14 protein-coding genes and 1 pseudogene are annotated in these 19,301 nt (G+C 62.6%); 11 read left to right on the top strand and 4 right to left on the bottom strand.

Annotated elements, in window-relative coordinates:
* Window positions 1-58: 58 nt before the first annotated feature.
* On the bottom strand, window positions 59-1,420 hold the full coding sequence (locus ACTJKE_RS04290; RefSeq protein WP_058329820.1) for an extracellular solute-binding protein: 1,362 nt from the start codon (window positions 1,418-1,420) through the stop codon (window positions 59-61).
* 232 nt (window positions 1,421-1,652) lie between these two features.
* On the opposite strand from ACTJKE_RS04290, the gene ACTJKE_RS04285 reads away from it, so the two are divergent.
* Window positions 1,653-2,693: a LacI family DNA-binding transcriptional regulator gene (locus ACTJKE_RS04285; protein ID WP_058329821.1), complete on the top strand. Its 1,041-nt coding sequence runs from the start codon at window positions 1,653-1,655 to the stop codon at window positions 2,691-2,693.
* 11 nt (window positions 2,694-2,704) lie between these two features.
* Window positions 2,705-4,639: a DUF5054 domain-containing protein gene (locus ACTJKE_RS04280; RefSeq protein WP_440691231.1), complete on the top strand. Its 1,935-nt coding sequence runs from the start codon at window positions 2,705-2,707 to the stop codon at window positions 4,637-4,639.
* 15 nt (window positions 4,640-4,654) lie between these two features.
* On the opposite strand, the gene ACTJKE_RS04275 is transcribed toward ACTJKE_RS04280, so the two are convergent.
* The gene (locus ACTJKE_RS04275; RefSeq protein WP_113512642.1) at window positions 4,655-6,004 is read right to left on the bottom strand and encodes an adenylate/guanylate cyclase domain-containing protein; all 1,350 of its coding nucleotides are present in this window, start codon (window positions 6,002-6,004) and stop codon (window positions 4,655-4,657) included.
* Between the two features lie 350 nt (window positions 6,005-6,354).
* Here ACTJKE_RS04275 and urtA point away from each other — a divergent pair, with 350 nt between their 5' ends.
* From urtA to ACTJKE_RS04240, 7 genes are all read left to right on the top strand, one after another.
* Window positions 6,355-7,647 carry an urea ABC transporter substrate-binding protein gene (gene urtA / locus ACTJKE_RS04270; RefSeq protein ID WP_057251750.1) on the top strand — a complete coding sequence of 431 codons (1,293 nt, stop codon included), beginning with the start codon at window positions 6,355-6,357 and terminating at the stop codon, window positions 7,645-7,647.
* Window positions 7,648-7,826: 179 nt separating this feature from the next.
* Window positions 7,827-9,443: an urea ABC transporter permease subunit UrtB gene (urtB, locus tag ACTJKE_RS04265; protein ID WP_440635742.1), complete on the top strand. Its 1,617-nt coding sequence runs from the start codon at window positions 7,827-7,829 to the stop codon at window positions 9,441-9,443.
* Entirely contained in the window at window positions 9,440-10,600 is a 1,161-nt protein-coding gene (urtC, locus tag ACTJKE_RS04260) for an urea ABC transporter permease subunit UrtC (protein WP_058329825.1), read from the top strand. The genes urtB and urtC overlap by 4 nt, the downstream gene beginning before the upstream one ends.
* Before the next feature lie 5 nt (window positions 10,601-10,605).
* Window positions 10,606-11,370, top strand: a complete 765-nt coding sequence (urtD, locus tag ACTJKE_RS04255; RefSeq protein ID WP_440691228.1) for an urea ABC transporter ATP-binding protein UrtD — start codon at window positions 10,606-10,608, stop codon at window positions 11,368-11,370.
* Window positions 11,371-11,405: 35 nt separating this feature from the next.
* On the top strand, window positions 11,406-12,101 hold the full coding sequence (gene urtE / locus ACTJKE_RS04250; protein WP_057251746.1) for an urea ABC transporter ATP-binding subunit UrtE: 696 nt from the start codon (window positions 11,406-11,408) through the stop codon (window positions 12,099-12,101).
* Window positions 12,102-12,414: 313 nt separating this feature from the next.
* On the top strand, window positions 12,415-12,873 hold the full coding sequence (locus ACTJKE_RS04245; RefSeq protein WP_029742909.1) for an RrF2 family transcriptional regulator: 459 nt from the start codon (window positions 12,415-12,417) through the stop codon (window positions 12,871-12,873).
* A gap of 112 nt (window positions 12,874-12,985) precedes the next feature.
* The gene (locus tag ACTJKE_RS04240) at window positions 12,986-14,215 is read left to right on the top strand and encodes an acyl-CoA dehydrogenase family protein (RefSeq protein ID WP_113512636.1); all 1,230 of its coding nucleotides are present in this window, start codon (window positions 12,986-12,988) and stop codon (window positions 14,213-14,215) included.
* 88 nt (window positions 14,216-14,303) lie between these two features.
* Here ACTJKE_RS04240 and ACTJKE_RS04235 read toward each other — a convergent pair whose 3' ends face one another.
* Both ACTJKE_RS04235 and ACTJKE_RS04230 read right to left on the bottom strand, forming a co-directional pair.
* Window positions 14,304-15,701: an LLM class flavin-dependent oxidoreductase gene (locus tag ACTJKE_RS04235; RefSeq protein WP_440635746.1), complete on the bottom strand. Its 1,398-nt coding sequence runs from the start codon at window positions 15,699-15,701 to the stop codon at window positions 14,304-14,306.
* 79 nt (window positions 15,702-15,780) lie between these two features.
* Entirely contained in the window at window positions 15,781-16,998 is a 1,218-nt protein-coding gene (locus ACTJKE_RS04230; RefSeq protein WP_440635748.1) for an SfnB family sulfur acquisition oxidoreductase, read from the bottom strand.
* Window positions 16,999-17,393: 395 nt separating this feature from the next.
* Between ACTJKE_RS04230 and ACTJKE_RS04225 the strand changes: the two genes are divergently transcribed.
* Complete coding sequence (locus ACTJKE_RS04225; RefSeq protein ID WP_057251743.1) at window positions 17,394-17,780, top strand: hypothetical protein; 387 nt, start codon at window positions 17,394-17,396, stop codon at window positions 17,778-17,780.
* A 147-nt stretch (window positions 17,781-17,927) separates the two neighbouring features.
* Window positions 17,928-19,123, top strand: a pseudogene (locus ACTJKE_RS04220) (amidohydrolase); the annotation flags it as partial.
* Between the last annotated feature and the right edge of the window lie 178 nt (window positions 19,124-19,301).

The following is a 19,301-nucleotide window of genomic DNA, read 5'->3' as shown; positions in this document are numbered from 1 at the left end:
TCTGTCGTTGGATCGAAGCGGGATGAGGGCCCCGTTGCGGCCACATCCCGCATTGGCTTTAGAGAGTGCTGACGGTGTTTTCTTCGCCGACGATGGCGATGACGGCCGCCTTGTACTGGGCCATCGCGTCCTCAGGCGAGAGCTCGCCGGAAACGACGCTTTCGGTCATGCGCTGGATCTCGGTCGAGACCTTGTTGTAATTGGCGTCGTTCGGACGGGCCGTGGTGATCGGCAGCAGCGTCGTTGCCGTTTCCGTCAGGAACGGCGAGTTCGGGATCGCCACGTCGTCGCGGATACGGATGGCGGGCTGGATTTCCTGGAACGCGTCGAGCTGCTCCTTGCTGTTCATGAACGAGAGCAGCGCCCAGGATTCGACAGGCGCGTCCGTATGCGGATTGATGACGAAGCCGGTGCCGCCGGACATCGTGACGAAATCCTGGCCGCGTAAGCCCTTTCCGGGTGCTGCGGCGGGCATCTTCTTCCAGGTCATGGTGTTGTCGCGATCGGCGACGGCGAATTCGGCGCCGGGTGCTGTGACCGAGCGATAGAACCAGTCGCCCTCGACGAGCATCGCAGTCTTGCCATCGCGGAAATTGGCGAAGGTGCGGTTGCGGCCGTCGGCAAGCAGCTGCGCGCGCTGGTCGCCGAGCTTGTCGTCGACATAGATGGTCTTGTAGAGCTTCAGCGTGTCGAGGATGCCCTGGCTCGACACGATATATTTGCCGCTGTCGTCGGTGACCTGTTCGCCGGTGCCGAGCAGCGCCATCCAGTAGCCCTGCATCGTGGTCGCCTCGCCCATGGAGACGCCGGCGTTGAGCTGCAACGGGAAGCTGTCGGGGGCCGCCTCCTTGATCTTGCGGGCGGCGTCGAGCAACTCATCCCAAGACTTCGGCTGCCAGCTGTCGGCATCGAGCCCGGCCGATTTGAAGAGGTCCTTGCGCACGAAGATCATGCGGGCGTCGGTGCCGAGCGCGATGCCATAGGGCTTGCCCTGGTAGCTCATCAGCGCCTTGGTGCCGTCGGAGATATGCTGCCAGCCCTCCCACTTCGGAACGTCTGGGCCGGCCACTTCCTCGAGCGACTTCAGGAGATTGCCCTGGACGAAGCTCGGGATCAGGAAGCCGTCGAAGCCGGAGACATCAGGGCCGGCGCCGGTGGAGAAATCGAGCGCGAGCTGCTGCGTCAGCTGCTCGTCCTCGCCGCCGAACTGGGTGAGCTTGACGGTGACGTCCTTGCCTTCGGCCTTCATCTTCTCGGTAAAGGCCGGAATGACCTTCTTTTCGATCCACTCGGCCATGCCGCTGTTTACGCCGCCGATGATGCAGCGGCAGGTGATGTTGAGTTCGGTGGCGCTCACGGGCGCGGCAAAGGCGATGGCCGCGGCTGCGCTGAGCAATAGGGAATGAAACCTGGTACGCATGTTTTCTCCTCCCGGTCGATCCTCTCAAGGACCCATGTGTCTGGCTGCGACAGTCCGGTCCTCCTCCAGGTCCGCTGTCCCGACGACGATCAAGAATGAACACGCTTTCATCTTTGTCAACACAGGCCAGGTGTTCTTTCTGCGATTGTCGGGAGAATTTCTATTCCACTTGACGAAATCGGCGAGTTGTCCTCTTTTGTGAGTGAACACGTTTTCATTTTGTGACGGATAGATGAACGATCGCGCCGAAAAGAAAGCTGCCCGAGCCACCGCAGACCAGGTGGCGCGCGCGGCCAATGTCTCCCGTGTCGCGGTGTCCCGGGCCTTCAACCCGAACGCCTCGCTGAAGCCGGAAAAACGTGACCGCATTCTCAAGGTGGCGCGCGAGTTAAACTACACGCCCGACATGGCGGCGCGTTCGCTGGTTACCGGACGTTCGCACCTCGTCGGCATGATCGTGCCTGATGTCTGCAGTCCCTGGGAGAGCCAGGAGATCGACGCGTTGACGACGGCGCTGCAGGCGGAGGGCTTTGCCACGCTGCTCTTCAAGGCCAAGGCTGATTTCAGCATGGATCCGCGCCTGCTCACCTATATGCGCGGCTTCAATCCGGATTCGGTGATCGCCTTTACCGAAAACATCCTGCCCGATGTGCTCTGCGGCTTTCTCGACCGCGCCGTGCCGATCTACGTGATCTACGACGACGTGAAGCAGTTTGCAGGCGCCGCATCCGGCACACTCTATGACCGGCTGCTCGTCCGGCAGAAAAACGGCATCGAACAGGCGGTGGCCCTGCTTCAGGGCTATGGCGCGCGCCGCATCGCCTATCTCGGCGGCAAGGCGCAGTCGCTCGCCAATGCCGAGCGCGAGCGCACGCTCAGAGAAACGTTATCCGAACGCGGCATGGATGCGCCGATCCTGCTTGCCGGGGACTACACCTATGACACCGCCTACCAGGCGACGCTTGATCTGTTCCGGATCGGCGAGGGCGCCGATGCGATCTTTGCGGCCAATGACGTCGGCGCCTTCGGCGCGATCGACGCGCTGCGCCACGAGCTCGGGCTTTCGGTGCCTGAGGACGTCAAGGTCGTCGGTTTCGACGACATCCCGCAGGCGCACTGGAAGAGCTACAACCTCACCACCGTGCGCATCGACCTCGAAGAGCGCGTGCGTGCGCTCGTCCGCCTCATCCTGATGCGGCTTCGTGCGCCCGATGCCGAGCCGTTTACCGAGACACTCAACACCCGCCTGATCGTGCGGGGCACCGTCGGCTGAAGGTAGCGAACATGACCAAAAAACGCATCCACGTCGTCTTCAAGACCCATCTCGACATCGGCTTTACCGATCACGCCGAGAAGATCCGAAAGCAGTATCACGAGCGCTTCATTCCGCAGGCGATCGAAACCGGCGCACACTTCTACAATGAGAACCCGGACGAGCCGCTGTTCGTCTGGACGACGGGCGCCTGGCTGATCTGGGATCACCTGAATTCTCGCTCGAAGGAAGAGGTCGCGCGGCTGGAGCAGGCGATCGAGCGCGGCCTGATCCGCTGGCACGCGCTGCCGTTCACGACGCATACGGAGTTGATGTCGCCGGACCTTTTTCGCACCGGGCTTTCCTATGCGCAGGAGCTCGACCGCCGCTTCGGCCTGAAGACGATCGCCGCCAAGATGACCGACGTGCCCGGCCATACGCTCGGCATGGTGCCGCTCTTGGCGCAAGCCGGGGTACGCTTCTTGCACATCGGCGTGAACTCGGCATCGCCGCCGCCGGAAATCCCTGACGTTTACCGCTGGCGGGCGCCTGATGGCGCGGAAATCGTCGTCATGTACCAGCGCTCCTATGGCGAGACTTATTTCCCGGAGGGGATTTCCGACGGCCTGAGCTTCGCCCATACGAGCGACAATATCGGACCGCAGAGCGTGTCGCAGACGGCCGAAGCCTATCGCGAGATCCTGAAGCACGAGCCCGGCGCCAGCGTGCGCGCGGCGACGCTTGAGGACTACGGCGCATTGATGTGGGAGGCACGCGAGCGCTTCCCGGTCGTGGAAAAGGAACTCGGCGATAGCTGGATCCACGGCAGCGGCACCGATCCGGAAAAGATCTCCCGCTATCTCGCACTGCAGCGGCTCTACGGTCGCTTCGCTGAGGAGCGGATGACGGCGAGCCGTCAGGCCTTCGGGCGCAAGCTGGCGCTGGTTGCCGAACACACCTGCGGCGTCGATATCAAATCTTTCCTGCGCGACGAAAAGGCCTGGGCGCGCCCGGCTTTCGAGGCGGCGCGAAAGACGGATCCTCGTTTCCACTATACGGAGGCATCCTGGGCGGAGCAGCGCGCCTATCTCGACCAGGCCGTTGCGGAGCTGGATGCGGAGGATGCCGCGCGCGCCGAAGCGGCGCTTGCCGAGCTTGCCGTTTCGCCGCGGCCCGAACCTGGCAGTGCTGCAGCAAGACTTGAAGTTGGCGGCTGGGTCATCGACCTCGATCCGGTAACGGGCGACGTTGCCGCGCTGACAGCGCCCCACGGTCGAACGATCCGCGGCGCCAACGGCTCGCTGATCGCCTATCGCTACGAAAGTTATGATGCCGGCGATGTGCGCCGTCACATGGATACCTACCTGACGCATTGGATGGACTGGGCGGTGCTCGATCATGACAAGCCCGGGCTTGCCCAGGTCGCGGAGGCCCGTTCGCAAACCTATTCACCTAAGCTTCGGGGCACGACGGCGACGTCGATCGTCGCGGCAATGCCGGCCGAGGCGGTCGAGCAATTCGGCGCACCGGCTGAGATCGCCATTGAATTCTCCGGCGGGAAGGACGGCCTCGATATCCGGCTGACGCTCTACGGCAAGAATGCCAACCGTATGCCGGAAGCAAGCTTCCTGTCGTTCACGCCCGAGGGGCGCTCTGAGTGGCTCGTGCGCAAGATGGGGCTCTGGCACGCGACCGACAATTTCGCCCGTGCCGGCGGTGCCCAACTTCAGGCGGTCACGGCCGTCCGGGGGACGCACGAAGCAGGCGCAGAGCTGATGGTCGAGAACCTCGATACGCCGCTGGTAGCACCTCAAGCATGGCCGTTCATGGCCTTCTGCAAGGATCTGCCCGATTATTCCGCCGGCATCCGTTTCAACATCCATAACAACAAATGGGGCACCAACTTTCCCATGTGGTGGGGCGGCGATTTCACGACGCGCTTCAGGCTCAGCCTCGGTGGCCGGTAAGCGACGAGGCATGGACTATCCCGTGCGGGCGTCGGAATCGGTTGATTGGAAAACCGGTCTCCTGAGAGCGGTTTGCATGGTGCCGCTCCCATAGGGGGACGTCGACGCGGCGGACATGCCTGCGGCGTGGCGGGGCAGATACCAGACATCGACAGGCAGCCTGCGACCGGGTAGCGAGACGTCGTTCTGCGCCAGCCAGTTGGCGGGCGGAACGGGGGCCCGGAGGCGCGCCATCAGCGCGGCCGATACCACCAGTGGCGCGTCCAGCGATTTGGACAGGCTTTCCAGGCGCTGGGCGACATTGACCGCATCGCCGATGACCGTGAATTCGCTGTGGCAACCGCTGTCCAGCACGCCGCCGACCACCTTACCGTAATGCAGGCCGATGCCGGCATCGAGGGCGGGCTGGCCGTTTAGCGCATTGTGGTTCTTCCAGTCGTTGAGCGCGTCGACGAGATCAAGCGCGCAGGCCATCGCCCGGTCTGCGTCGTCGTCCATGGGCCTCGGCTGGCCGAAGACGGCCATCACACCGTCGCCAATGAATTTGTCCACCGTGCCGCCATGCTCGAAGATCGTCTGCGAGACGAGCTGACGATACTCCGCCAGGACGAAGGCGAGTTCAGGAGCAGGGGCTATCTCGGAAAACAGGGTGAAATCGCGCAGGTCGACGAACATGATCGCAGCGTCTCGGCGTTCGAGGCCAAGCGCATCGCCTTTTTCCTGCAGCGCCGAGACCACCAGCGGCGAGAAAAACCGGGAGAGGTTCTGGCGTCGTTGATCCGCTTTTAGCGCTTCCTTGCGGGTGCGGTCGTGATCGCGCGCGAGAAGATAGATGGCAAAGGCAGTGAAACCGAAGCTGACGGTCAGGCCGAGATCCTGGTTGAAGAACGATCCGAGCAGGGAAAGCGTGCCGGCGGCCTGATGCCTCGCGGCGGTCGTTGCGAGCATCGCCACCCAGGCAACGAGCACGATGCTTGAAAAGATGAGAACGAGCCGACGTTCGAGCTTCAGGCCGACATGGACGAGCAGGATAAAGGCGACGACCAGGCCCGTGGTCGTCAGATTGTGGTTTTCCGTCACCGGCCCGGCAAGAATATGCGCGTAGAGGAGCAGCGCGACCAACACGGCGTCGAGGACCACGAAAAAGGTCTTCAGCCACGAACGGCCAGGCAGGTAGCGGGCCGTCGCCACGGAGGCGATGCTGATCGCGAGATAGCTGACGACGACGATCGCGTGCATCCATTCTGCGCCCTCGTTGCCGCCGAGCAGGAGGTTTGCGAGCAGGATGGCGAAAGCGACGAAGCGAAGCAGGATCGAACGCATTTCGCGGGCGAAGTCCCAATGGGGATGCAATGAAGACGTCATGCCTGTCGGCCCCGAGATTTGAAACACCCTGCCCCCCGCGCAAGCACGACCGTTGCTGTCGTTGCCGGCCCTTGCTGACAGTCGATTCGCGTCGATTCCGTGACGCGATTGCGCGGTCCGATGCCGTTGGCGTGTCTGGTTCTAGAGCTTCCAACGGTGGCAAGGTCAAGCATGACGGCGCAATTGTGCGTGAGCTTCGGCCTTCCCGTCGTCGGCCGTTCCTCTTTGCCCCCGGCGCCTACGTAGAATGACGTATGTGCAGTGCAGCGTGGCTGTCCGATGATCCCCTCAAGCAACGGCTAAAAAGCACCGAAGGCCTTGTTGCTCCAGAACGAGAGGGGTTCCATCAGATGAATATCAAGGCAAGCGTCACCGGCGCATTCCTGGCTGCCGTCCTGTCGACGACGGCGTTCAACGGCGCCTTCGCCGCCGATGACACGATCAAGGTCGGCATCCTGCATTCGCTTTCCGGCACCATGGCGATCTCCGAGACGACGCTGAAAGATGCCATGCTGATGCTGATCGACGAGCAGAACAAGAAGGGCGGCCTGCTCGGCAAGAAGCTCGAAGCCGTCGTCGTCGACCCGGCGTCCGATTGGCCGCTCTTTGCCGAAAAGGCGCGCGAGCTGGTCTCGGTCGACAAGGTTTCGGCGGTCTTCGGCTGCTGGACTTCGGTGTCGCGCAAGTCGGTCCTGCCGGTGTTTGAGGAGCTCAATTCGATCCTCTTCTATCCGGTCCAGTACGAGGGCGAGGAAAGCCAGCGCAACGTCTTCTATACCGGTGCCGCGCCGAACCAGCAGGCGATCCCGGCCGTCGATTATCTGATGGCGAACGAAAGCGTCGAGCGCTGGGTGCTCGCCGGCACCGACTATGTCTATCCACGCACGACCAACAAGATCCTCGAGGCCTATCTCATCTCCAAGGGCGTGAAACCCGAGGATATCATGATCAACTACACGCCCTTCGGCCATTCCGATTGGCAGACGATCGTCTCCGACATCAAGAAGTTCGGTTCGGCCGGCAAGAAGACCGCCGTCGTCTCAACCATCAACGGCGATGCCAACGTACCCTTCTACAAGGAACTGGCGAACCAGGGCGTGAAGGCTGAGGATATCCCGGTCGTCGCCTTCTCGGTTGGCGAAGAGGAACTCGCCGGCCTCGATACCACTCCGCTTGTCGGGCATCTGGCGGCGTGGAACTATTTCCAGTCGGTCGACACGCCGGCCAATGCCGAGTTCATCAAGACCTGGAAGGCCTATACCAAGAACGACAAGCGCGTGACCAACGACCCGATGGAAGCGCATTATATCGGCTTCAACATGTGGCTGAAGGCAGTGGAGAAGGCAGGCACCACTGATACCGACGCCGTTCTCGACGCGATGATCGGCGTCTCCGTGCCGAACCTCTCGGGCGGCTATTCGACGATGATGCCAAACCACCACATTACCAAGCCGGTGCTGATCGGCGAGATCCAGGGCGACGGCCAGTTCGAGACCGTCTGGGAAACCCCCGGCCTCGTCGTCGGCGACGAATGGTCCGACTACCTGCCGGACTCCAAGGACCTGATCTCCGATTGGCGCGCGCCGATGTCGTGCGGCAACTTCAACGTCGCCACCGGCAAGTGCGGCGGCAAAGGCTCCTGATTTCATCACCGAGTCATAGACCGGGCGGGCAGTCCGCCCGGCCAATCCTTGCATGACGAAATCCGGGGGCAAGCATCCCTCCGTCCGATGATGCGGCCGGGCGGAGGGATCTTAACGTGAAATCCTCGACCGAAACGCCAGTCGCCCACGCGACACGGCAAGACCCGAGCGAGAGGGTAATGTACCGAATTCTGCAGATCCTGTTTGTTGCGCTGTGCCTGTTGATATCGACCCATGTGGTCGGTCTGCGTGCGGCGGACGACCTTGGTGCGCTGGTCGACCAACTCGGCGCCGCGAAACTTTCGGATATGGACGAGCGGATCTCGGCGCTCGCCAAGACCGGTGACGCCAAGGTCATTCCCGTATTGGAGGCGTTGGGCGAGGGGGAACTCTACCAGCGCAAGTCCGACGGCAAGGTCTTCCTCGTCAAGGCGCAAGGCGCGGACCTGTTGCTCGTCGATCCCGTGACAGGCATGGAAGCCGGCGAAGCGCCAAAGGCGGCGATGCAGAAGGTCAAGGTCAACAATGCCGTGCGCCGCGCGGTTCGCAGCGCGCTGGGCGGCCTGACCCTTTTCAGCGATGACGCCGGCGCGCGACTGAAGGCGGCGCAGTCGATGCTGCAGACGCCGAATGCCGATGCGCTCGAGGCGATCGAGACGGCCATCGCGGCCGAAAAGGATGCAACTGTCCGCAAGGTTCTCGACGAGGCACGTGCGGTTTCGCTGCTCGTCTCGGATCGCGGCGACGATGAAAAGCACCAGGCGATAACACTCCTTGCCGAGGGCAATGGGCGCAACGGGCTTGCCGTTCTGACATCCGCGCTGGCCACTGCCGATGCTTCCCTCAAACCCGATATCGAGGCGGCGATCGCCCGCATCGAACAGACCCAGGCGCTTTGGAGCGCCGGCCAGAATGTCTGGTACGGCCTTTCGCTCGGCTCCGTTCTGCTGCTGGCGGCGATCGGGCTCGCGATCACCTTCGGCGTCATGGGCATCATCAACATGGCCCATGGCGAGATGGTCATGCTCGGCGCCTACACGACCTTCATGGTGCAGGAGGTCGTGCGCAATTCCTATCCCGCGCTTTTTGACTGGTCGCTGGCGATCGCCTTGCCGCTTGCCTTTCTCGTCACCGGCGCCGTTGGTCTTGCAATCGAACGCGGCGTCATTCGTTTCCTCTATGGCCGCCCGCTGGAAACCCTGCTTGCCACCTGGGGCTTGTCGCTGATCCTGCAGCAGGCGGTGCGCTCGATCTTCGGGCCGACCAACCGTGAGGTCGGCAACCCCTCCTGGATGTCCGGCGCCTTCGAGCTTGGCGGGCTGACGATCACCTGGAACCGGCTGTGGATCATCGTCTTTGCGCTGGCCGTCTTTGCCGCTCTGCTGTTCCTGTTGAAACGGACATCGATGGGCCTGCGGATGCGGGCGGTGACCCAGAACCGCCGCATGGCTTCCTCCATGGGCATCCGCACGCCCTGGGTCGATGCGCTGACCTTCGCACTCGGTTCGGGCATCGCCGGCATGGCAGGCGTGGCGCTGTCGCAGATCGACAATGTCTCGCCCAATCTCGGCCAGGGTTACATCATCGACAGCTTCATGGTCGTGGTCTTCGGCGGGGTCGGCAACCTCTGGGGCACGCTCGTCGGCGCCTTCTCGCTCGGTATCCTCAACAAGTTCCTCGAGCCCTATGCCGGCGCCGTGCTCGGCAAGATCCTCGTGCTCGTGTTGATCATCCTGTTCATCCAGAAGAAACCGCGCGGGCTCTTCGCGCTCAAGGGAAGGGCGGTCGAAGCATGATCACCTCGTTTCTGATGAAATCGCTGGATCGCAGCATCTTCGTCATCGTGGCGATCCTCCTCGGTCTTGCCATCGCCGTACCCGCGCTCAACCTTCTGACCGCGCCCGACCATCCGCTGCACGTGCCGACCTATCTGGTCTCGCTGTTCGGCAAGTATCTCACCTATGCGCTGCTGGCGCTGGCGCTCGATCTTGTCTGGGGCTTCTGCGGCATTCTTTCGCTTGGGCACGCCGCTTTTTTCGCGCTCGGGGGCTATGCCATGGGCATGTATCTCATGCGCCAGATTGGCGCGCGCGGCTCCTACGGCAATCCGCTGCTGCCGGATTTCATGGTGTTCCTCAACTGGAAGGAACTGCCCTGGTTCTGGTACGGCTTCGACATGTTCTGGTTCGCCGCGCTGATGGTGGTGCTGGTTCCGGGGCTGCTCGCCTTCATCTTCGGCTGGTTCGCCTTCCGCTCGCGCGTCAACGGCGTCTATCTGTCGATCATCACCCAGGCGATGACCTATGCGCTGCTGCTCGCCTTCTTCCGTAACGACATGGGCTTCGGCGGCAACAACGGGTTGACTGATTTCAAGGATATCCTCGGCTTCAGCATCCAGGCGGATGGCACGCGCGCCACACTGTTCGCGGTCTCGGCGCTGATACTGGCGCTCTGCCTCATCCTCACCTCGGCGATCGTTCGCTCCAAATACGGCAAGGTGCTCGTCGCCGTGCGCGACGCGGAAAGCCGCACCCGCTTCCTCGGATACCGGGTGGAGCACATCAAGCTCTTCGCCTTCACCGTCTCGGCGATGATGGCGGGCATCGCCGGCGCGCTCTACGTGCCGCAGGTCGGCATTATCAATCCCGGCGAATTCGAACCCGGCAATTCGATCGAGGTGGTGATCTGGACGGCGGTCGGCGGGCGCGGCACGCTGATCGGCCCGATCGTAGGCGCCATCCTCGTTAACGGCGGCAAGAGCATCTTCACCGCTGCGTTTCCTGAATTCTGGCTCTTCGCCCTCGGCGGTCTTTTCGTGCTCGTCACCCTGTTCCTGCCGAAGGGCGTCGTCGGAACGGCCAGCGCCTATTTCGCCCGCCGGCGTGCTGAGCGTAGGGCGCAGACGGGCGAAACGCCGGACAATCTTGCTGTTGAACCCATTGCGGCGGAGTAGGCGACATGAACCAGACGATCGGCCAGACCAAACCGACCAGCCTTCTCTATCTCGATGGCGTCTCCGTCTCCTTCGACGGCTTCAAGGCGCTCAACGCGCTCTCCTTCGTCATCGAACCCGGCGAACTGCGGGCGATCATCGGCCCAAACGGGGCCGGCAAGACGACGATGATGGACATCATTACCGGCAAGACCCGACCCGACGAGGGGCAGGTTTTCTTCAAGGGCGGGATCGACCTGACGAAGAAGGACGAGGCTGAGATCGCCTCGCTCGGCATCGGCCGAAAGTTCCAGAAGCCGACGGTCTTCGAAAGCCATACGGCGTGGGACAATATTGAACTCGCCTTGAACCGAAGACGAGGCGTCTTCGCGACGCTGTTCTATCAGCTGACGGCCGCGGACAAAGCTCGGATCGAGGAAATCCTTGCGACCGTCCGGCTTTCTGCGCGTCGCGACGATCTCGCCGCCAACCTCTCGCACGGCCAGAAGCAGTGGCTGGAGATCGGCATGCTGCTTGCCCAGGAGCCGGAACTGCTTCTGGTCGACGAGCCCGTCGCCGGGATGACGGATGCGGAAACGGCCGAGACCGCGGTTCTGCTCAAGGAGATCGCAAAGACCCGATCCGTGGTGGTCGTCGAGCACGACATGGGCTTCATCCGCGAATTGGGGGTCAAGGTTACCTGCCTTGCCGAAGGTGCAGTGCTGGCGGAAGGCTCGATCGACTTCGTCAGCAGCGACCCGAAGGTCATCGAGAACTATCTCGGCCGGTAATGCCCCATCCAGCAAACGTCATAGGAGGGCGCGCCATGCTGAGCGTCGAAAACGTCAATCTTCACTACGGTGCCGCGCAGGCGCTGCGCAACGTATCGATCACCGCCGAGATGGGCAGGATCACTTGCGTGCTCGGCCGCAACGGTGTCGGCAAGTCGAGCCTGCTCCGGGCCGTTACCGGTCAGCATCCGGTCAGCGCCGGCGCGATCGGCTTCAACGGCGTAGCACTCGCGGGTATGGCGCCCTACCGCCGTGCCAAGGAAGGCATCGGCTACGTGCCGCAGGGCCGTGAAATTTTTCCGCTGCTAACGGTGAAGGAGAACCTCGAAACCGGCTACGCCCCGCTGAAGCGGGGCGATCGCTCCATACCGGAAGACGTCTTCAATCTGTTTCCGGTTCTGCGTTCGATGCTTGGGCGCCGCGGAGGCGACCTCTCCGGCGGGCAACAGCAGCAACTGGCGATCGGCCGGGCACTGGTGACACGGCCGAAGATCCTGGTGCTCGACGAGCCGACCGAGGGCATTCAGCCTTCAATCATCAAGGATATCGGCCGCGCGATCCGTTACCTCAGGGATTCGACCGGAATGGCGATCCTGCTGGTCGAGCAATATCTGGATTTCTGCCGGGAACTCGCCGATCACGTCTACATCATGGACCGCGGCGCCGTGGTGCACGAGGGGCCGCCAGAGACGTTGGATACGGCCGAGGCTCGGCGACATCTCACGGTTTGATCACCCGCTACCGGCATCTCGGGTGTCAGGTGTCCTGCAAGCGGCGCCACCGCTCGCGTGCGCAGGTGCGGGCGCCGCGGACCGAACCTCAGTCCACCGACGGCTCATTTATGAGAAATCGCCATCTCTGCCATGAAAGCGCCAAGAAAGCGCACTAAATCTATGCAGTAACTTACGTAATTTCTTGAGAATGGTGCGGTTTGGGTGTAGGACATCCTAAGCGAAAGAGTGCGGCCGTCACAACCCGTTACCTCCGGCAAATGCCTGAGGAGCGGATTTGTGGCGGCCTTCTTGTTCACGAAAGCGAAGTGACATGTTGACCAAAAAAGGAAAATACGGGCTCAAGGCCCTTGTCGACCTGGCTCAACTGGAGCCCGGAGAGACCGCCTTCATCACCGAGATCGCCACGCGGAACAATATTCCGAAGAAGTTCCTGGATGCGATCCTTCTCGAACTGCGCAATGCCGGCATCCTGCGCTCGAAGAAGGGCCCGGGCGGCGGCTATTCTCTGTCTCGACCAGCCTCCGACATCCGCATCGGCCAGGTCATCCGGACGCTGGATGGGCCCTTGGCGCCGATCCGCTGTGCCAGCCGCACCGCCTTCGAGGCCTGCGACGACTGCGCCGATCCGGTCAACTGTCATGTGCGCAAGTCGATGAGCAATGTTCGCGACGCGATCGCCTCGATCCTCGACAACATGACGCTGGAGCAGTTCGCCGCCAATGACAACGCCTCCGAGATCGTGGCGTTGCGCGATGCCGAGGCGGGCTGAGGCGGCGCGGAAGCGGGTAGGACATTTCCAACGGCCGCGCCGCTGTGGAACTAGATTGCTGTTATTATCTATATAATATGTGCATTATTTCGCCTCAACCATGGAGAGGCGGATGAGCAACGTACATTTCCTCAAAGAGCCGGTGGCGGCCGACAACAGCGCACATGATCAAAAACGGCGGGAGCTGTTTGCCCGCGCCGAGACGCTGTCTACGGATTTTGTCCGCCGCGGCGCCGAACTCGACCGCGTCGGCGCGCCGCCGCGGGAAGAGATAGAGGCTCTACGCCAGGCCGGGCTGCTGACGGCACTGCATTCGCCCGAGATTGGCGGAGCGGGGCTGAGCTGGGTCGACGGGCTTCGGCTGGTGCGCATCATCGCGCGCGGCGAAAGCTCGATCGGCCAATTGCTTGGCTATCACTACGTCAACAGCCAATATGTCTACTGGGCCGCTGCCGATCCGAAGCAGGCCTGGGTGCTTGGGGCGGAGACCGTCGAGCGGCAGCTCTATTGGGGGGCCGCGGTCAACCCGCGCGATCCCGGCCTCACGCTGGAACGGCGCGGTGGCCACTATGTGCTGAACGGCCGCAAGACATTTTCGACCGGCGCGCATGTCTCCGACCGCATCAACGTCAACGCCGCGATCGACGGCAAGATTGCCAATTTCGTCGTGCCGACCGACCGGCCGGGTTACATCACCAACGACGACTGGGACAATATCGGCCAGCGCCTCTCGGACAGCGGCAGCGTCGAGTTCCGCGATTTCCCGGTCTACGAACGTGATTTCATCCTGCCGCTTGCCGATCCCTCCGATCCGCCAGCGGTGCAGGCGACGTTCAACACGCCGCTGATCCAGCTCGTCTTCGTCAATTTCTACCTCGGCACGGCGGAAGGTGCGCTTGCCGCGGCCCTCGACTACGTCCGCAGCACGACGCGTCCCTGGGTGACATCGGGTGTCGAACGCGCCGGCGATGATCCCTACATCCTCGAACGGATCGGCGAGTTGCAGGCGAGCCTGAAGGCGTCGGTCGCCTTGGCCGATACGGCGGCGGTAACCGTCGAGGCGGCACTGTCGCAGGGGAGGTCGGTGACGGCCGAGACGCGCGGTGAAGCGGCGATCGAGGCCTATGCCGCCAAGGTGCACTCGACCCAGGTCTCGCTCGACGTGACGACGAAGGTCTTCGAGCTGATGGGCGCACGCGCCACGGCAGGGCACTATCGCTTCGATCGTTACTGGCGCAATGTCCGCACTCACACGCTGCACGATCCGGTCGCCTACAAGGCGCGCGAAGTCGGCGATTTCGCATTGAACGGCCGGATCCCGCCGGTAAGCCTTTACAGCTGAGCTCTGCCCCGCAGGCGCGATCGCCTCGGCCTGAAAGAAAAACGCCGCCTGGACCAGGTCCCGGCGGCGTTTATTGGATGGCCCCGCCTTAAGCGGAGGCTGCGATTGCTTGTCGCTGTCCGCCGAGATCCCGATAGCCGGCGCCCGGATGCGGCGCTGCAAGCCTTGGCCCGGCGCCGAACAGCTTTTCCCTGAGCGTGCCCTGGCGATAGTCGGTCTTGTAGACGCCGCGTTTCTGCAGTTCCGGTACCAGCAGGTCGACGGCGTCCTCGAAGGTCTCGGGCGTGACCGCATAGGCGAGGTTGAAGCCGTCGACATCGGTCTCCTCGACCCATTCCTGCATGAGGTCGGCGACCGTCGAAGGCGAGCCGACGAAGACTGGTCCGAAGCCGCCGATGCCGACCCAGTCGGCCATCTCGCGCACCGTCCACACGCGATCCGGGTCGATGGTCGTGAAGGTCTCGACGGCCGATTGCACAGCATTGGTGTAGCGGTGGCGCAGCGGTTCGTCCGGCGCGAACTGGCCGAAATCTATGCCCGTCCAGCCGGAGATCAGCGCCAGTGCGCCCTCATAGGAGACGTGCCTGCGGTACTCGTCGAACTTCTTCTTCGCCTCGGCATCGGTTTCGCCGAGGATCACCGTCTGCAGATTGAAGGCAAGGATTTCGCGCGGGTTGCGACCGGCGCGCTCTGCCGCCTCCCGGACATTGACGACATAGCGTTTCAATACGGTCTTTGAGGGCGCGGCGACGAAGATGCACTCGGCGTGAGCCCCGGCGAAGTCCTTGCCTCTGCTCGAAGAGCCAGCCTGGTAGAGCACGGGCGTACGCTGCGGCGAAGGCTCGCTCAAGTGGATGCCGGGGACGGTGAAGTGGCGGCCGCGGTGATTGATCGGGTGCACCTTGTCGGGATGGGTGAAGATGCCGGTTGCACGGTCGCGGACAACGGCACCGTCCTCCCAGCTGCCTTCCCAGAGCTTGTAGCAGACCTCCAGATATTCCTCTGCGAGATCATAGCGGTCGTCATGGCGCGTCTGCTGCGCCTGGCCGACATTGAGGGCGCCACTGTTCAGGTAGGAGGTGACGATGTTCCAGCCGATCCGCCCTTTGGTCAGATGATCGAGTGTCGAGATGCGGCGGGCGAAGGTGTAGGGATGCTCGAAGGAAAGCGACGCCGTCAGGCCGAAACCCAGATGTTCCGTTTCATGGGCCATCGTCGGCACCAGTTGTAAGGGGTCGTTGACCGGAACCTGGGCCGAATGGCGAAGAGCCGCGTCTGCGTTGCCGTTCAGCACGTCGTAGACGCCGAGCACATCGGCGATGAAAAGGCCGTCGAACTTGCCGCGCTCGAGCGTTTTTGCCAGATGCACCCAATAGTCGAGGTCCTTGTAGCGCCAGGACTGGTCGCGCGGATGGGTCCAGAGCCCCGGCGACTGATGGCCGACGCAATTCATGTCAAAGGCATTCAGCCGGATTTCGCGACTCATGGAGTTCTCCTTCGGGCAAGCTTGGGCGTTGCCCGAAGCGTTGGTCACGCCTCGGGCCGCTTGTGCGCGGTCAATGGGATCAAAGTGCGCCGTTCTTCGGCGGCTTGACGCCGTTCAGGTGGTAGTTGCCGACGACGTGATGCTTCCAGCGCACCGGGTCGTGCAGCGTGTGGGTGCGGGCGTTGCGCCAATGCCGGTCGAGGTTGAGCCCGATCTTCGTCGAGGCGGTTCCGGCGAGTTCGAAGAGCGTGTTGCTCGTTTCCAAAGCGATCTCGGTCGTCAGAACCTTCGCCGCGGCAACGGCAAGCGTTGCCACGACGACGCTTTCCTCGGTGCCGTTGATCTGGGCGACATCGACCTTCTTGCCGGCGCGTTCGACGGTGGCGGTTGCCGCCTCCAGGCGGATGGCGAGCTGGCCGATGCGGGCGATCGTCAGCGGGTCGTCGGCCGCTTTCTCCACGCCGCTGTCCATCCAGGGCCGCGCATGATCGCGTACGAAATTGAGGGTTTCGGCAAAGGCCGCCCGGGCGATGCCGAGGTCGATGCCGGCATGAATGATCTGGCCGACGGAGCCGATCGTCGTCGGGCGCTCGAAGCCGCGGTGATGGCGCACCACCGCATCGGCGGTGACATAGACATTTTGCAGCACGGTCGTGCCGCTGCCGGTCGTGCGCTGGCCGAAGCCGTCCCAGTCATCGATGATCTGCAATCCTTCGGCGCCGCGCGGCAAGAACGACATGGTCAGCTTGTCGTTTGGATCCAGAGCGAAGACCACGATCCATTCGGCAAACAGCACGCCGGTCGAATAATACTTGCGCCCGTTCAGCCGGAAACCGGGACCATCGGGCGTCAACCGCGTCGCGTAGTCGCCGACGGTCTTCGTGCCGCGCTCGGAAAGGGCGTTGCCGAAACGGTCGCCGGCAAGCGCACGGCCGAAGAAGAACGCCTTCTGCTCTTCGGTGCCATCGGTGCGCAGCGCTTCCAGAATGTAGAAGTGGTTCTGCGGGATCTGGCCGATCGAGCTGTCTGCTTCCGCGAGGATGGCGGTGATCTCCGCCAGAACTGCATTGGAGACGTCGATGCCGTCGTATTCCGGCGGCACGGTGATCGCGAGCAGGCCGGATTGGGCCAGCGCATCGAGCTCGTCGAAGGGCAGGATGCGATCCGTATCCCGCACATTGGCGCTCTTCGCAAATTCCGCCGCCAGTTCGTGGGCGATCGACAGCGCTTCCTCTTCGCTCTCGATCCGGTGCGCCGGGGCTCGTGTTTTCTCGGAAAGCCGCGAGATCGTTCCCATGTGACTGCTCCCTGTCGATTGAGGTGCATATCAGTGAATTATCTGGCAGAGCCGGGTAAGATAGTATATTCTATAGAAATTATCGATTTGAGATTTTCGTTTCTGCCGCGATGGCGGCCCGGTGTTTACCTTTGGGGCGGGATCGTTAATATCGAGTCGGGGGGAGGCCGCGGGGGGAAACCTTGGTCGCGGCATGCGGCGTGCGTGCGTGCCGATTTCCCGCCAAAATTGACTGCGGCTCAGGGAACTATCACCCGATTTGCGCATTGCGTCATCGCCTGCAGTTTAACCAGTCGCGTGGCCACAGAGTATCGGCCACCCGGCACGAACACAAACACATGCTGACAGAATTGGCCATTCGCGTTTCCCGGCCTTAACCACTGAAGGAGACACAAATGACGAATTTCCTGCCTGCTCTACATGAAGGGCACGCCTCCATCACGCTGCAGAACCTGTTTCGCGATGCTCTGGAGGCCTATGACGACTGGGGCGCAAACATGCCCGAGCCGTTCGTTGCGTTCGAAGGTAAGCTGCTTCCGATCAGCGAAGTCTTCGATTGGATGAAACCTTGTACCGACATCATGCCGGCGAACCTCCTCGGCATCGTCACGGACCGGCTGAACAAGCCTTGGAGCGGTGAAGGTCCGCTCGACGCTATGACCGTCTCGACGGCGGCACGCGTGATGGCTGTTCTTACGCGACGGCAGTTGCGCAGCTTCGGTCGTGGCTCGATCGAGGTCTTTGCCGAGCGCTTCAACCATCCGGTGCAGGCCAATGCCTGATCGGTGAATCCCTGAGGAGCGCGTTCGCGCGCTCCTCACCAATGGCGCGCCGTTCGGCGATCGATTTCGCGACGCTCGGTGTCGCACCCCTTTCTTGCCGGATCGCCTTCCCGTAAACACGGGAGCTAGCGGATGTTCGAACGAACCGCCTTCCTTGGCGAGTTCGATGCGCTGGCCGGTTTGAGCCAAGTGGCCGGCGTCGCCGAAGCGCAGGGAGAAATCAAGGGTGGTACGGGTCATGGCTGCGGCCACAATCTGCTCGGCACCGGTTCGTTGCTCGCTCCCGTCGCGCTTACCCGCTACCTGAAGGACAACGGGCTGCCGGGTACGATACGCTATTATGGTTGCCCCGGCGAGGAGAGCGGTTCCGGCAAGACCTTCATGGCGCGCGCCGGCGTCTTCGCCGATGTCGATACGGCGCTGACCTGGCATCCCGCACCCTTCAACGGCGTTCGCTCGACCAACAATCTCGCCGTGCTCGAAATCTACTACCGCTTCAAGGGTGTGGCGGCGCATGCGTCCAACGGCGCCCATCTCGGCCGCAGTGCGCTCGATGCGCTGGAACTGATGAATGTCGGCGTCAACTTCCTGCGCGAGCACATGCCGCAGGATTGCCGTGTGCACTATGCGATCACCGATGCGGGCGGCAAGGCGGCAAACGTCGTCCAGGCGCGTGCCGAGGCGCTCTATCTGGTGCGGGCGCCGCAGATGCCGGAAGCACTGGCGCTGGCTGCGCGGATCGACAAGATCGCCAAGGGCGCGGCGATGATGACCGAGACCGAGGTCGAGATCGTCTTCGATCGCGCGGCGACGAACCTTCTGCCCAACATCGCACTGGAGACGGCAATCCATCAGAACATGGTGGCGCTCGGCCCGATGCCTTTCGACGAGGCCGACATCGCCTTTGCCAAGGACATCCAGAAGACGCTGACGCCGGAGGCGATATCGAGCAGCATCCGGCTCTACCAGATCAAGGGCGACGTCTTCGCCAACAGCCGTCTCGACGGTTCGACGGCCTGCATCTCGGCCTTCGCGATTTCGAGGGGCAGTCACATTTCCGTGCCGGCTCGACCGATGTCGGCGATGTGAGCTGGATCACCCCGACCGCGCAATGCTGGGCACCCGCCTGGGCGATCGGCACCGCGCCGCACACCTGGCAGGTGGTGGCGCAGGGCAAGAGCCCGGCCGCGCACAAGGCTTTCGCCCATGCGGCGAAATCATTGGCGGCAACGGGTCTCGATCTGATCCTCGATGCCAATCTGCTGGCGCGCGCAAAGGTGGAGTGGCGCGAAAAAACAGAGGATAAACCCTATCAGTGCCCGATCCCGGATCACATCGGCCCCAAGCTCTCATTGCCATTTGACGGTTTTGTCGAACGCCCGCGCCGCCGTCGCGGGCGTTTTCTTTTGCGAGATTGGCACCCCCAGCGTGTTGCTCGCCATTGCCGCCGATCGCGGTCGAAGTCTTGACGCGAATCAGAAGCTCCGGCATCTCTGTTACGGAGTTTTTCGAATAAGTGCT

This window comes from Ensifer sp. 22521, assembly GCF_052044795.1.
Classification (GTDB): Bacteria; Pseudomonadota; Alphaproteobacteria; order Rhizobiales; family Rhizobiaceae; genus Ensifer.
The sequence above is the reverse complement of the archived record's forward strand: the minus strand, read 5'-3'. Positions and strand labels throughout refer to the sequence as shown.